Below are 15,301 nucleotides of genomic sequence, written 5' to 3' on the forward strand. Positions count from 1 at the left end.
CTATTTTCATAGGAAGAAATGTGGTATAATTAGGAGATAAAGAAAAGGGGAACATATGGCTAAATTGATTCCAGGTAAGCTTCGGATGGAGGGAGCTCAACTCTACGAAACTAGTCAGATTGAAATTATCAAAGAGAAAGACCATCGTCTCTATGCGCGTGTAGCAGATGAAGAAATTCGCTATAGCCTGGATGATGATTTGGTTTTTTGTGCTTGTGATTTTTTCCAAAAAAGAGGGTTTTGTGTGCATTTGGCAGCACTAGAACATTACCTTAAAAATGATCCGATTGGCCAGGAACTCTTAGGAAATCTGGAAAATGTGCACGAAAAGAAAGAAGAAGTTGAAACTCAGGTTACTTTTGGAGGAAAGTTTTTAGAATCCGTCCAAATTCCGAAACTTTCTGAAATCTATCAGTTGTCTGCTCAAGGGCAGGTTGAAGCAGGGACTAATCGTATTATTTGGACTTTGAGAGTCGGTCTTATTCAGACACAGAAATTCTATGTAATCCGAGATATACCCCTTTTTCTGAAGGTTTTAGAAACTAGCAAACCCTATATGATTGGGAAGTTATATGAAACTTCCTTGAATATTCGTCAGTTTGATGAAAGTAGCCAATTTGTTCTAAATTTCCTTCAAGGAATTGTAGAAGATGAGGCTGAAAATGCCCTCTTTTTCCATAATCAAGGTCGTCATCTTTATTTCCCGCTGTCTTTTTTTGAGCAGGGTGTTAGTCTGCTGATGGGTTTAGATGCATTTCAATTTGACCATCAGATTTCGAATTATCACCATCTTGTATTTCAAGATTTTGATGGTCAAGCAGGTTTGTTTACCTTTCAAATTGAAGAAAAGTTCAACTATTTTGAGATGGAAATTGTTCAACAGGTAGGGCTTAATTCATTTTATAAGGGACAAGTCTTGTTTACTAAAGGTACATTTTACCTTCTGTCTAAAGAGCAAGCTAGACTTATAGAAAAATTTAAAAAAGTATCTATCGATAAAAGTGGTAGAAAGATTTTACAATTTGATACTAGTGATCGAGATCTTCTAGCTTCGACCTTATCCCAGTTCAAAAACGTAGGAAAGGTAGAGGCTCCTGAGGGGCTTCGAATTCAGTCTTTCCATCCTTCTTTCTACATGGAAGGAGAAGAGGACGGTTCTATTCGTTTGGATATGCAGTTCCAGTATGAAACTTGCCTAGTAAGGAATCGTAATGAACTAGAGAGTCTTCCATTTGCTAGCGATATTCAACTAGAGAAAGAGATTTTTCAACTAGCTCTATCAGCTGGATTTGAAGCAGATTTTCGTTCATGGCGTCAAAGTTTGAAAGCTGATGCAGTCCATGCCTTCTTCCAGGAAGTTTTGCCAGCCTTTGCAGCACTTGGAGAATTAAAGATTTCTGAAAGCTTGCAAGACCTTTATCAGGTTCAGAAGCCTCAAGTTCACATCTCATCCAATGGAAGCCTATTAGAAATTCAATTTGATTTTCAAGATATAGATCAAGAAGAAATCGATCGAGCGATGAAATCGCTAGTTGAGAAGCAAGATTATTACATTAGCTCTTCGAATCAGGTTTACTATTTCGATGATCAGACCAAGCGTATCCGTCAGGATTTAGAAGAATTAGGGATAGAGGACCTACAAGATGGAGCTTTTCGAGCTCGTAAATCCCTAGCTTATACCCTATCTCATCTATTTAAGGACCAGGATCAAATTTCTTTCACCGAAGAATTTCGCAATCTGGCCCATGATTTGACGCATCCAGAAGATTTTCCGATGAAAGTGCTGAATATCCAAGCAGATCTCAGGGATTATCAGAAAAAGGGAATTCAGTGGCTTCAGATGCTTCACCATTATGGCTTTGGTGGGATTTTAGCAGACGATATGGGACTTGGGAAGACCTTGCAAACCATCGCCTTTTTAAGTAGTCAGGTTCAAGCAGATACTAGTGTCCTAATCCTTGCTCCATCTGGCTTAATCTATAACTGGGCTGATGAATTTCAAAAGTTTGCTCCAGATTTGGATGTTGCGGTCGTGCATGGCTTAAAATCTCATCGAGAATCAATTTTGGCGGAAAATCATCAGATTTATGTGACAAGCTATGCTACTTTCCGTCAGGACAGTGAGATTTATCGAAACCTATCTTTTGATTTTCTTTTTCTAGATGAAGCTCAAGTGATGAAAAATGCACAAACGAAGATTGCTCAAAGTTTGCGACGATTTGTGGTTCCATCTGTCTTTGCACTATCAGGAACACCGATTGAAAACCATCTGGGAGAACTCTGGTCGATTTTTCAGATTGTCTTACCAGGCCTCTTACCTGCTAAGAAGGAGTTTATGAAACTATCAACTGAGAGAGTGGCTCAATTTATCAAACCCTTTGTCATGAGACGCAAGAAAGAAGAGGTTTTGACAGAGTTGCCTGACTTGATTGAAGTCGTCTATAAGAATGAACTGGAGGATCAACAAAAAGCTATCTATCTTGCTCAGCTGCAACAGATGCAGGAGCGTCTGGGACAGGTAAGCGATTCGGAATTTCAACGAAATCGCGTCGAAATTTTGACTGGTCTCATGCGTCTGCGTCAGATTTGTGATACACCTGCGCTCTTTATGGAGGACTACCAAGGAGAGAGCGGGAAACTGGATAGTTTACGAGATTTGCTGGTTCAGATTGCTGAAGGTGGACATCGTGTACTTATCTTCTCACAATTTAGAGGTATGTTGGATCGGATTGAGCAAGAGCTACCTGACTTAGGCTTGACTTCCTTTAAAATTACGGGCTCAACTCCTTCTCAAGAACGTCAGGAAATGACTAAGGCTTTTAACCAAGGAGAGCGCGATGTATTCTTGATTTCTCTAAAGGCTGGTGGGGTTGGACTCAATCTCACAGGTGCGGATACGGTCATTCTAGTAGACTTATGGTGGAATCCTGCAGTTGAATCTCAGGCTATCGGTCGAGCCCATCGTATGGGGCAAGAGCAGGCTGTTGAAGTTTATCGCCTTGTGACTCGAGGTACAATTGAAGAAAAGATTCAAGAATTACAAGAGAAAAAGAAAAATCTTGTTTCTGAAATCTTGGATGGAACAGAGTCTCGAGGAAGTCTGAGTCTGGCTGAAATACGAGAAATTTTAGGGATTTCATGAGCCTATACTTGAAAAATCAAGACATTACGCTATAATGGAGTATTGAAAGGAAATAAATATGACACAAAAACGATTTCCAATAGTGGCAGATGATGAAGTCATGTTGACAGAAATGCCAGTTATGAATCTCTACGATGAGTCTGATTTCATCAGTAATATCAAAGGTGATTATCAAGATAAAAACTACTTAGAATGGTCTCCAATCACTGAAGAAAAAAAGCAAGAGAAAGCCAAGCCTCTTGTAAAACCGATTGAGAAAAAAGAAAAATCCTATGCTGAATTAGCGCGTGAAGAAGCTCGTGCAGATTTGAAAAAGAAGCGCTCGGCTCGATATTTGACTCAGGATGTGAGTCATACGAGACGTCAAACGAAAACAAGCCAGGTGCGTCCAGCAAATCAACCGACAGCACCTTTTCAAAAAGAAAATCCAGGAGAATTTGCGAAATATAGTCAGAAGTTAGGTCAATCTCACTATATTTTGGCAGAAACCGTTTCTCAAGTGGAACATCCAATTTCAGACGGTGAAACAAGTCGTTCCAAGAAAAACAATTATGACTTTTTAAAGAAAAGCCAAATTTATAACAAAAAAAGTAAACAAAAAGAACAAGAACGTCAAGTGGCACAAGAGCTTAACTTGACTAGAATGAGCGAATAGAGGGGAAGAAAATGGCAAAAACCTATCATTTTATCGGAATCAAAGGATCAGGTATGAGTGCCTTGGCTTTGATGTTGCATCAAATGGGGCACAAGGTGCAAGGTTCTGACGTTGAAAAGTACTATTTTACTCAACGTGGACTAGAGCAAGCAGGAATTACAATTTTACCTTTTGATGAAAAAAATCTTCAAGGTGATTTAGAAATTATCGCTGGTAACGCCTTCCGTCCAGATAACAATGTTGAAATTGCTTATGCTGACCAAAATGGTATCAGCTACAAACGTTATCATGAGTTTCTTGGTAGCTTTATGCGTGACTTTATCAGTATGGGAGTTGCAGGTGCCCACGGTAAGACGTCAACGACAGGGATGCTTTCTCACGTCTTGTCACACATCACTGATACAAGCTACTTGATCGGAGATGGTACAGGTCGTGGTTCTGAAAATGCCAAGTATTTTGTCTTTGAATCTGACGAGTATGAGCGCCATTTCATGCCATATCACCCAGAATACTCTATCATAACTAACATTGACTTTGACCACCCTGACTATTTCACAAGCTTGGAAGATGTCTTCAATGCCTTCAATGATTATGCTAAACAAATTACCAAAGGTTTGTTTGTCTATGGTGAAGATGCTGAGTTGCGTAAGATTACAGCAAATGCCCCAATCTATTATTACGGTTTTGAAGCAGAAGGTAATGACTTCGTAGCATGTGACTTGCTTCGTTCTACTACAGGTTCAACCTTTACCGTTCACTTCCGTGGTCAAGAGTTGGGCCAATTCCACATTCCAACTTTCGGTCGCCACAATATCATGAATGCTACAGCAGTGATTGGTTTGCTTTATACTGCTGGCTTTGACTTGAATTTAGTACGTGAACACTTGAAGACTTTTGGTGGAGTGAAACGTCGCTTTACAGAAAAGGTTGTTAATAATACGGTTATCATTGATGACTTTGCTCACCATCCAACTGAGATCATTGCGACGCTAGATGCTGCACGTCAAAAATACCCAAGCAAGGAAATCGTGGCAATTTTCCAACCACATACCTTTACTCGTACCATTGCCTTGTTGGATGATTTTGCTCAAGCCTTGAATCAGGCTGATGCAGTTTACCTCGCACAAATCTACGGTTCAGCTCGTGAGGTGGACCATGGTGATGTCAAGGTAGAAGACCTTGCCAATAAAATCAACAAGAAACATCAAGTTATCACAGTTGAAAATGTTTCTCCACTCCTAGACCATGACAATGCTGTCTATGTTTTCATGGGAGCTGGCGATATCCAAACTTATGAATATTCATTCGAACGTCTCTTGTCTAATTTGACAAGCAATGTTCAGTAAGGAAGATCATGGAATTTCCAATTAAAATCAGGGAAGCACAGCAATCAGATATAAATCAGATTTGCTTGATACAAGAAAGTATTTCAAACTCCCTAGAAGTATTGAATAGAGAAATAATAGAAGAACGTATCCGCAAGCATGCGGGTACGTTTCTCTTAGCTAACCTGGATGATCAAGGGATTGCTTATATCACTGCGACGACACCTCCTATTCCCTCTTTAAGAAAATGGATGCTTGAGATCGGAGATGAGGAATTCATTAGTGAGAACTCAATCATCCTTGAAGATTTAGCTGTCGATCCCGATTTTCAGGGGCAAGGCTTTGGAACCTTGTTGCTAGCAGCTTTGAAGGAAGTTACCCGTCAGCAAAATAGACCAGGTATTTATCTGCTTTGTGAGGATGAGTTGCTGGCCTACTTTGAAATGAATGGATTTGTGGAACAAGGGATCGTAGATGGAGAAAGGAGCAGTGAAGTTGCCTTTCTCATGCATTGGCAGAATCCCTATTATCAGGAGGAACTATGATTATTAGACAAGCTAGATTGACAGATTTAGATCGTATCTTTGAAATTGAACTAGAAAATTTTTCAATTGAAGAAGCCATTCCTCGTCCTGTTTTTGAAGCTCATCTGAAGGAAATTAAGACCAGTTTTTTAGTGGCTGAAAAAGAGGGGGAAATACTAGGCTATATTGAGGGACCAGTAGTCCCTCATCGATATTTACAAGACCAGTCCTTTACAGAAGACATTAAAGATTATAGCCATCAAAAAGGTGGCTATATCTCTGTGAGTTGTCTATCCATTGCTAAGAAAGCTCAAGCTTTAGGTGTCGGACGAAAATTATTGACCGCTTTAAAAGATCTCGCTCTTGAGCATGAGCGTGAGGGAATCAATCTAACCTGCCATGACTATCTCATTGGCTATTATGAGAAACATGGTTTTGTGAATGAAGGAAAATCAAAGTCGACTTTTGCTGGTGAAGAATGGTATGACATGGTCTGGGAAAACACGAATTAGGCATCAGAAAGGCATCTATGGTTGCTTTTCTTTAGTTTTTAAGATATAATATTATGGATTATCAACAAGGAGGTAACACCTTTGAGCGAAAATTCTCGAGAAGAAGAAAAGTTAAGTTTTAAAGAACAAATTTTAAGAGATTTAGAAAGATTAAAAAGAGAAGACGGCATCGCGAATACTAAAAGTAGCAACGATGATTTGTTTTCAAATTTAAGTAATAGTTCAGAAGCGGAAAAAGCAGCGGAAGAACCTTCTGTAGAAGACTTGATGGCCAATTCTGTTTCTCTAGTGGATGAATTGCTTGCTAATGCTCCAGCAGTTCCACCACGTCCAGTTTTACAAGATGATTCAGTTGAAACTTCTGTTGCTTCAGAACCAGTTGTAGCTTCAGAGCCAGCTGTAGCTCCAGATCCTCTACCATCAACGGAAGCTGATGAACCTGTCAAGCCTCTTGAACCTGCTCAACCAGCGGAAGAAGAGAAAGAGTTCAATGCTATTTCGACAAGGATTCCAGTTTCTTATCGTACGAATCAGGCCAAACCAAGTCCTGCTCGAAAGAATATTAAACCTCAACCGAAACCAACTGTTCTTGAAAAAGAAACTCCTAGTCAAGAACCAGCTGCTCCAGTTGAAACGAGAACTGAACTTCCTAGAAGAAGTCGTAAAGAATCAGTGAAACCAATCAAGAAAAAGAAAAAATCACGCTTGAAAGGCTTTTTCGTAACAGTATTAGTTTTATTGATTTTAATAGGTGTAGGTGGATTCTTTGGTTACCGTTATGTCGAATCTGCACTCCAACCAGTCGATGCAAATTCAAAACAGTATGTCACGGTTCAGATTCCAGAAGGGGCCAATCTTCAGCAAATTGGTGATACCTTAGAAAACTCTGGATTGGTAAAACACGGTTTTATCTTTAGCCTTTATGCTAAGTATAAAGACTACAATGATTTGAAATCTGGTTACTATAATTTGCAAAAGAGCATGAGTACAGATGATATCATCAAAGAATTGCAAAAGGGTGGAACGCCTCAACCTCAAGAAGTTGCACTTGCAAATCTTACAATCCCTGAAGGTTATACCCTTGATCAAATCGCACAAACAGTTGGTCAGCTTCAAGGAGACTTTAAAGAACCTTTGACTGCTGATGCCTTCTTGGCAAAAGTGCAAGATGAAACCTTCATCTCTCAATTAGTTGCTAAGTACCCAACCCTTCTCGAAAGTCTACCAACTAAAGAAAGTGGTGTTCGTTATCGTCTAGAAGGATACCTATTCCCAGCAACTTATGCTATCAAAGAAAGCACAACTATTGAAAGCTTGATTGATGAAATGGTGGCAGCTATGGACAAAAACTTGTCAGCACATTACACTGCAATCAAAGAAAAGAACTTGACAGTGAATGAACTCCTCACCATCGCATCACTTGTGGAAAAAGAAGGATTGAAAACTGACGATCGCAAACTGATCGCTGGAGTTTTCTATAATCGTTTGAACCTTGGCATGCCACTACAGAGTAATATTGCTATTCTCTATGCAGAAGGTAAGCTAGGACAAAATATTAGCTTGGCAGATGATGCAGCAATTGATACAACAATCAATTCACCATATAATGATTATACGAACCTTGGCTTAATGCCTGGTCCAGTAGACAGTCCAAGTCTAGATGCAATTGAAGCAAGTATCAATCAAACTAAGAGCGACTATCTCTACTTTGTAGCCAATGTACAAGATGGTAAGGTTTACTTTGCAACGACACGAGAGGAACATGATCGAAACGTTGCAGAGCATGTTAACAGTAAATTGACACAATCAAGTAGTTCAAACTAACTCTTAGAACAAGATTTGCTATTACATCCGTGAATGTAGAAAAGAATCTCTAATTTTTACGGGAATAGCAAGTCACACAAGTCTTTCCGCTATGATTAGAAACGCCTGAAATTCACAAGTTTTAGGCGTTCGGAAATTGCGAGAGTAAAACACTACCTCTTATTTGAACCTGAGTCTAGAAGTGATAGAATCATTAGGTTTAGGCACAGATTTTAAAAGGTCGCTACTAACCAAAATCATTTAAGGAAAGCTTTAAAAAGACTTTGTCTTCATTGTAAAATTATGTGGTTTACCACATAATTTTGCTTTACTACCTAAAGAAATTTAAATTTAATCAAAAGAAAGTTGAGAAAAATGGCAGAAAAAACATATCCAATGACCCTTGAAGAAAAGGAAAAACTCGAAAAAGAATTAGAAGAGTTGAAACTAGTTCGTCGTCCAGAAGTTGTAGAACGCATCAAGATTGCGCGTTCATACGGTGACTTGTCAGAAAATAGTGAGTATGAAGCAGCTAAGGATGAGCAAGCCTTCGTTGAAGGACAAATCTCTAGCTTGGAAACAAAAATCCGTTATGCTGAGATTGTCAATAGCGATGCAGTTGCTCAAGATGAAGTTGCTATCGGGAAAACAGTCACTATCCAAGAAATTGGTGAAGACGACGAAGAAGTATATATCATCGTGGGATCAGCGGGTGCAGATGCCTTTGCAGGTAAAGTATCAAATGAAAGCCCAATTGGGCAAGCCTTGATTGGTAAGAAAACAGGTGATACTGCTACGATTGAAACACCTGTAGGAAGCTATGATGTTAAAATCTTAAAAGTAGAAAAAACAGTTTAATAGGAATGAAAAGAAGGAGTAGATATAGGGAAAGCGCTTCCTATTACTCCTTTTCTTAATTCTAAAAACTAGAGGAGACTATATGAATTCAGAAAATAAGCACAAAAAGAAAAATAAAATGGAACGTGGGTTAACCAATCGCCATGTTCAGGTTATGGCGATTGCAGGAACAATTGGAACGGGACTTTTTCTAGGAGCTGGTCGCTCTATTAGTTTGACAGGTCCGTCAATCGTCTTGGTCTATATGATTACGGGTGGCTTTATGTATCTTATGATGCGTGCTATCGGGGAAATGTTGTACCAAGATCCGGAGCAACATACCTTTATCAACTTTATTACCCGTTATCTAGGTCAGGGTTGGGGTTACTTCTCAGTCTGGTCTTACTGGCTCTCAGTAGTCTTTATCGGTATGGCCGAGATCACGGCTATTGCTCACTATGTTCAGTTTTGGTTTCCATCTTGGCCATCTTGGTTGATTCAGGTTGTATTTCTGACAATACTCGGCTTAGTGAACTTGATTGCCGTTAAAATCTTTGGTGAAGTAGAATTTTGGTTTGCCATGATTAAAATTGTGGCTATTCTTGCTATGATTGCGACAGGTATTTTTATGGTTTTGACCGGCTTTGAAACGCCTTATGGTTCAGCAAGTCTTGCTAATATTAGTGAACACTTCTCACTTTTCCCAAATGGTGGGATGAACTTTGTCATGGCCTTCCAGATGGTTTTCTTTGCTTACTTGATGATTGAATTTATCGGTGTTACTACATCTGAAACTAAGGATCCAAGAAAAGTCTTGCCTAAGGCTGTTAAGGAAATTCCCTTGCGAATTATCTTTTTCTATGGTGGAGCTCTTTTAGCCATCATGTCTATTATTCCTTGGCGTGAGCTTTCTGCAGCAGATTCACCATTTGTAACGGTATTTGAACTTGTTGGTCTTAAGTGGGCGGCAGCTTTAATTAACTTTGTTGTATTGACTTCAGCTGCATCAGCCTTGAATTCAACCCTTTACTCAACAGGTCGTCACTTGTACCAAATTGCTCATGATTCACCAAATCGTTTCTTGAAAGCTATTAAGGCAGACACGCTCTCACGTCACAACGTTCCTCAGAATGCAATCATTGCTTCTGCCGTATTGATTGGTTTTGCAGCCTTCATCAATGTCCTTCCAGGAGTATCAGATGCCTTTGCTTTGATTACGGCTTCTTCATCAGGTGTTTATATCGCCATCTACATCTTGATCATGGTAGCCCATCTCAAATATCGTAAGTCTAAAGACTTTATGTCAGATGGCTATCTCATGCCACAATATCGCTTGCTAAATCCTCTGACTATGCTCTTCTTTATCTTTGTATTTGGAACACTCTTCTTACAAGAGTCAACTGTAATGGGAGCTAGAGGTTCAGCTATCTGGATTGTTGCATTTGGTATTTACAGCCAATGGAAGTTTAGAAAATAAGTCAGAAGCTCATCAACTCAGGTTGGTGAGTTTTTTTAGTTTGACAGTTCTTCAAAATAGGAATATAATCAAGGCGTAAGTGTCTTTGAGGAGGTTTTGATGCACATTAGATTGGAGAATACAGAGTCTCAGAAAGCACAGGAAATAGGGAATTTGATTCGCTCTTATAATCGTTCTAAAAGGGAAGCAGCTGAATGTGAGCCACTAAACCTATATGTTGAAGATGAACATGGTCAACTCATGGCTGGTTTAGTAGCAGAGACCTTTGGAAATTGGCTAGAAATCGAGTATTTATTTGTGAAAGAGGAGTTGCGACGACAAGGAATCGGCTCCCAACTATTGCAGCAAGCAGAGAGTGAAGCTAAAAAGAGAAACTGTCGCTTTGCTTTTGTAAATACTTATCAATTTCAAGCGCCAGCCTTTTATCAGAAGTATGGCTACCAGGAAGTTTTTACTATGAAAGACTATCCCTATACTGGACAAAGGCACTATTATCAAAAAGAGTTGTAAACGGAAAATGAACGATTGAAGAGAGTGGCACTTCATAATGGAGGTGGGTTAATGGATATCATACTAGATATGGGAAATGTTCTATTGGAATGGAACAAGGATAAGATTTTGAAGGCTGTAGCTAAAACTCAGAAAGATTATCTAATTTTAGACAAGGCTATTTTTCAGTCGGGACTCTGGGAAAGATTGGACCTGGGGACCTTGACTCGAGAAGAATTGGTTGATAAGGTTCTTTCCCTATTAGGAGATTGCTATCAGAAAAAGGTTGAAGAAGTCATTTGGAACTGGCCTGCCTATATCGATATTTACACGGAAGTCTTTCCGCTTCTTGCACGTTTAAAGAAAAATGGCCATCGTATTTTTGTTCTATCTAATACCTCACCAGTTTTTTATGAATTATTGAAAGATCAATTAGCACCTCTAGAAAAGATTTTAGATGGGTTTGTTCTTTCCTGTGATATTAAGGTCATCAAACCTGATCGAGAAATGTTTGAAGAAATCCTCCGTAAATATCAGTTGGATCCAGCAAATTGTGTCTTTCTTGATGATATAGCAGACAACACTAACATGGCTGAAAGTTTAGGCATCAAAGCCTATCAAGCCAAACAGAGAAGTGACGTTGTAGATATTTTGAAAAAATTTGAATAAGCAGAAAACTCTCTATCATTTAGCTGGTAGAGAGTTTCTTGTTAAAAAAATCGTACAAATTGACAGATATATATTGCATAATGTAAACTATATGATATAATGAACTTAGAAGAAGCGCGACTTTTAAAATTAAGGAGGAGGTAAGAAGTGGTTAAGAATTTAAAATTAAAACTAGCTCGAGTAGAGCATGAACTGACACAAGGTAACTTGGCAGAAGCTGTCGGGGTTACGCGCCAGACTATCGGCTTGATAGAAGCTGGGAAATATAATCCTAGTCTCTCCCTTTGCCAGTCCATTTGCAGATGCTTAGGCAAAACTTTAGACCAATTATTTTGGGAGGAAGAAGATGAAAAATAGATTTTATTATTATCAATTTTTAGATGAAAGAGAAGAGCAACAACTTCATAAAGCTGGTGCAGAGAGTTTTCATATTTCTATCGGATTATTGTTTCTAGCTTATTTCATATCAGTGTTAGCACCAAGCCTTTTTAATCCTAGCATGCTTCTCGTAATTATAATCATAGGGAATTTTTACTTTTTCAATCGTGCTAGAAGTCTTGGTGTGACCTATTATAGTCGTTTTCATTTTACAATTTTAGGTTGCCTATTATTAACTCTAGTGATTACAGCTACCTTGATGCTACAGAACTACCAGTTCAATATCGAAATTTATCAGCACAACCCTCTACATATTAAGTATATTTATGCATGGGTATTTACTTATATCCTTTATCTTCCTTGGGTCTTTATTGGAAACTTAGGTTTGAAAAGTTATGGTGAATGGGCTCAGAAAAAGTATGAAAAAGATATGGATGAACTCGAGAGCATGGAATAGCTTGTTAGCTTTTTATCAATATCGAGAAAATGTGTTATAATAGTACTAATTTATGAGAAAAGAAGAAACATTTTCATCTTTTTACAAATAGGGAAGAAGGACAGTATATGTACCCAGATGATAGTTTAACTTTGCACACTGATTTGTATCAAATTAACATGATGCAAGTTTACTTCGACCAAGGCATTCATAACAAGAAAGCAGTTTTTGAAGTTTATTTCCGCCAACAACCTTTCAAAAACGGTTATGCTGTATTTGCAGGTTTGGAACGAATTGTGAAATACCTTGAAAATTTGCGTTTTTCGGATAGCGATATTGCTTATTTGGAGTCACTTGGTTATCATGGTGCTTTCTTGGAATATCTCCGTAATCTCAAGTTGGAATTGACTGTACGTTCTGCTCAAGAAGGGGATTTGGTATTTGCCAATGAACCGATTGTTCAAGTGGAAGGTCCTTTGGCTCAGTGTCAATTGGTTGAAACAGCTCTCTTGAACATCGTCAACTTTCAAACCTTGATTGCGACTAAGGCGGCTCGTATTCGTTCAGTCATTGAAGATGAGCCTTTGATGGAGTTCGGTACACGTCGTGCTCAAGAAATGGATGCAGCTATCTGGGGAACTCGTGCCGCTGTCATTGGTGGTGCCAATGGAACTAGTAATGTACGTGCTGGTAAGCTCTTCGGTATTCCTGTTCTAGGGACTCATGCTCACGCCTTGGTACAAGTCTATGGCAATGATTATCAGGCTTTCAAGGCTTATGCCTCAACGCACAAAAACTGTGTATTCCTAGTGGATACCTACGATACTCTTCGGATCGGTGTTCCAGCAGCAATTCAGGTTGCGCGTGAACTTGGTGATAAGATTAATTTCCTTGGTGTCCGTATTGACTCTGGAGATATCGCCTATATTTCTAAAAAAGTTCGTCAACAACTGGACGAGGCAGGATTTACAGATGCTAAGATCTATGCATCAAATGACCTTGATGAGAATACCATCCTTAACCTCAAAATGCAAAAAGCTAAGATTGATGTCTGGGGTGTAGGGACTAAGCTCATCACTGCTTATGACCAACCAGCACTTGGAGCAGTTTACAAGGTTGTTGCCATCGAAGATGAGAACGGTCATATGCGCAATACCATCAAGCTTTCAAACAATGCAGAGAAGGTTTCAACGCCAGGGAAGAAACAAGTTTGGCGCATCACCAGTCGTGAAAAAGGCAAGTCAGAAGGTGACTACATTACCTATGATGGTGTCGATGTTGCTAGCATGACTGAAATCAAGATGTTCCATCCAACCTATACTTACATCAAGAAAACTGTCCGTAATTTTGATGCTGTTCCTCTCTTGATAGACATTTTCAAGGAAGGTAAGTTAGTCTATGATTTACCAAGTTTACCTGAAATTCAAGCCTATGCTCGTAAGGAATTTGACAAGCTCTGGGACGAATACAAACGTGTTCTTAACCCACAACATTACCCTGTCGACTTGGCTCGTGATGTATGGCAAGACAAGATGGACTTGATTGATAAGATGCGTAAGGAAGCTCTAGGCGAAGGAGAAGAAGAATGAGTTTGCAAGAAACCATTATCCAAGAACTGGGAGTTAAACCAGTGATTGATGCCCAGGAAGAAATCCGTCGTTCGATTGACTTTTTGAAAAGATACTTGAAAAAACATCCTTTTTTAAAGACATTTGTCTTAGGAATTTCTGGGGGACAGGACTCGACCTTGGCAGGACGCTTGGCTCAATTAGCCATGGAAGAAATGCGAGCAGAAACAGGTGATGATAGTTATAAATTTATCGCTGTTCGCCTCCCTTATGGAGTGCAAGCTGACGAGGATGATGCTCAAAAAGCCCTAGCATTTATTCAGCCAGATGTGAGCTTGGTCGTTAATATCAAGGAGTCTGCTGATGCTATGGCCGCAGCTGTTGAAGCAACAGGGAGTGCAGTTTCCGATTTTAACAAGGGAAATATCAAGGCTCGTAGTCGTATGATTGCCCAATATGCCCTTGCGGGTGCCCATAGCGGAGCTGTTATCGGGACAGACCATGCTGCGGAAAATATCACAGGTTTCTTTACTAAATTTGGTGACGGTGGTGCAGATATTCTCCCACTTTATCGCCTCAATAAACGCCAAGGAAAACAACTTTTGAAGGAGCTTGGAGCTGATCCAGCCCTCTATGAAAAAATCCCAACAGCAGATTTGGAAGAAGAAAAACCAGGCATTGCAGATGAAGTAGCCTTGGGAGTCACTTACAATGAAATTGATGATTACCTCGAAGGAAAGCAAGTCAGCCCAGAAGCCCAAGCCACCATTGAAAAATGGTGGTACAAAGGCCAACACAAACGCCACTTACCAATCACCGTATTTGATAAGTTTTGGGAGTAAAAAAGTCCGGGGGACTTTTTTAGCCCGAGCCTGAAAATAGAAAAGCGAGGTTGAATTATGAAATCCATAGGTACAAAGACATTACATACTGAACGGTTGCTATTGCGACGCTTTTGTGAAACTGATGCTCAAGCCATGTTTGATAATTGGGCTTCACGCTCAGAAAATCTGACTTATGTGACTTGGAATCCACACCTCAATGTTGAACAAACTCGAAATTCTATTGGCAATTGGGTAAAATCCTATGACGATCCAAATTACTACAAATGGGCCATTTGTCTCAAAGAAAATCCAGATTATGTCATCGGAGATATTAGTCTTGTCAGTGCAGATGAAAATAACTCTAGTTGTGAGATTGGATATATCTTAGGGCAGGACTACTGGGGACGAGGACTCATGACAGAAGCCTTGAAGGTAGTTTTATCATACTGTCTAGATGAGATTGGATTTGAAGAGGTTGATGCTTGCTATGTAAGTCTAAACCCAGCGTCTGGTCGTGTTATGGAAAAGGCGGGTATGACTTTTTGGAAGACGATTCCAAATGCAGTTGAACGAAAAGGTTATAGAGCTGATAAAATTTATTATCAAATCAAAAAATAAGATGGAAAGTTAAGCTTTTCCATCTTATTTTTTATAAAATACTT

15 protein-coding genes are annotated in these 15,301 nt (G+C 39.3%); all 15 read left to right on the top strand.

Features of this window, described 5'->3' with window-relative positions; translation table 11 throughout:
• Window positions 1–55 precede the first annotated feature (55 nt).
• The 15 genes from QM460_RS07900 to QM460_RS07970 all read left to right on the top strand — a co-directional run bounded on the left by QM460_RS07900 (window position 56) and on the right by QM460_RS07970 (window position 15,257).
• On the top strand, window positions 56–3,142 hold the full coding sequence (locus tag QM460_RS07900) for a DEAD/DEAH box helicase (RefSeq protein WP_414289732.1): 3,087 nt from the start codon (window positions 56–58) through the stop codon (window positions 3,140–3,142).
• A 58-nt stretch (window positions 3,143–3,200) separates the two neighbouring features.
• Window positions 3,201–3,797, top strand: a complete 597-nt coding sequence (locus QM460_RS07905) for a hypothetical protein (RefSeq protein WP_049503372.1) — start codon at window positions 3,201–3,203, stop codon at window positions 3,795–3,797.
• 11 nt (window positions 3,798–3,808) lie between these two features.
• Entirely contained in the window at window positions 3,809–5,143 is a 1,335-nt protein-coding gene (murC, locus tag QM460_RS07910; protein WP_414289733.1) for a UDP-N-acetylmuramate--L-alanine ligase, read from the top strand.
• 8 nt (window positions 5,144–5,151) lie between these two features.
• On the top strand, window positions 5,152–5,667 hold the full coding sequence (locus QM460_RS07915) for a GNAT family N-acetyltransferase (RefSeq protein ID WP_414289734.1): 516 nt from the start codon (window positions 5,152–5,154) through the stop codon (window positions 5,665–5,667).
• Window positions 5,664–6,158, top strand: a complete 495-nt coding sequence (locus QM460_RS07920; protein ID WP_414289735.1) for a GNAT family N-acetyltransferase — start codon at window positions 5,664–5,666, stop codon at window positions 6,156–6,158. The genes QM460_RS07915 and QM460_RS07920 overlap by 4 nt, the downstream gene beginning before the upstream one ends.
• 81 nt (window positions 6,159–6,239) lie before the next feature.
• Complete coding sequence (mltG, locus tag QM460_RS07925) at window positions 6,240–7,982, top strand: endolytic transglycosylase MltG (RefSeq protein WP_414289736.1); 1,743 nt, start codon at window positions 6,240–6,242, stop codon at window positions 7,980–7,982.
• A gap of 354 nt (window positions 7,983–8,336) precedes the next feature.
• Window positions 8,337–8,819: a transcription elongation factor GreA gene (greA, locus tag QM460_RS07930; RefSeq protein WP_000818756.1), complete on the top strand. Its 483-nt coding sequence runs from the start codon at window positions 8,337–8,339 to the stop codon at window positions 8,817–8,819.
• Window positions 8,820–8,901: 82 nt separating this feature from the next.
• Window positions 8,902–10,275, top strand: a complete 1,374-nt coding sequence (locus QM460_RS07935; RefSeq protein ID WP_414289737.1) for an amino acid permease — start codon at window positions 8,902–8,904, stop codon at window positions 10,273–10,275.
• 99 nt (window positions 10,276–10,374) lie between these two features.
• Window positions 10,375–10,785 (top strand): GNAT family N-acetyltransferase, encoded by a 411-nt coding sequence (locus QM460_RS07940; RefSeq protein WP_414289738.1) that lies wholly within the window; start codon window positions 10,375–10,377, stop codon window positions 10,783–10,785.
• A gap of 51 nt (window positions 10,786–10,836) precedes the next feature.
• Window positions 10,837–11,433: an HAD family hydrolase gene (locus QM460_RS07945; RefSeq protein WP_414289739.1), complete on the top strand. Its 597-nt coding sequence runs from the start codon at window positions 10,837–10,839 to the stop codon at window positions 11,431–11,433.
• A 147-nt stretch (window positions 11,434–11,580) separates the two neighbouring features.
• The gene (locus tag QM460_RS07950; RefSeq protein WP_414289740.1) at window positions 11,581–11,790 is read left to right on the top strand and encodes a helix-turn-helix transcriptional regulator; all 210 of its coding nucleotides are present in this window, start codon (window positions 11,581–11,583) and stop codon (window positions 11,788–11,790) included.
• Complete coding sequence (locus QM460_RS07955; RefSeq protein WP_414289741.1) at window positions 11,780–12,268, top strand: DUF6773 family protein; 489 nt, start codon at window positions 11,780–11,782, stop codon at window positions 12,266–12,268. The genes QM460_RS07950 and QM460_RS07955 overlap by 11 nt, the downstream gene beginning before the upstream one ends.
• 107 nt (window positions 12,269–12,375) lie before the next feature.
• Window positions 12,376–13,836, top strand: a complete 1,461-nt coding sequence (locus QM460_RS07960) for a nicotinate phosphoribosyltransferase (RefSeq protein WP_414260522.1) — start codon at window positions 12,376–12,378, stop codon at window positions 13,834–13,836.
• Window positions 13,833–14,657: an ammonia-dependent NAD(+) synthetase gene (gene nadE / locus QM460_RS07965; RefSeq protein ID WP_414289742.1), complete on the top strand. Its 825-nt coding sequence runs from the start codon at window positions 13,833–13,835 to the stop codon at window positions 14,655–14,657. The genes QM460_RS07960 and nadE overlap by 4 nt, the downstream gene beginning before the upstream one ends.
• 57 nt (window positions 14,658–14,714) lie before the next feature.
• Window positions 14,715–15,257: a GNAT family N-acetyltransferase gene (locus QM460_RS07970; protein ID WP_414289743.1), complete on the top strand. Its 543-nt coding sequence runs from the start codon at window positions 14,715–14,717 to the stop codon at window positions 15,255–15,257.
• Window positions 15,258–15,301: the final 44 nt, after the last annotated feature.

Source organism: Streptococcus infantis, assembly GCF_047464415.1.
GTDB classification, from domain to species: Bacteria; Bacillota; Bacilli; order Lactobacillales; family Streptococcaceae; genus Streptococcus; species Streptococcus infantis_AE.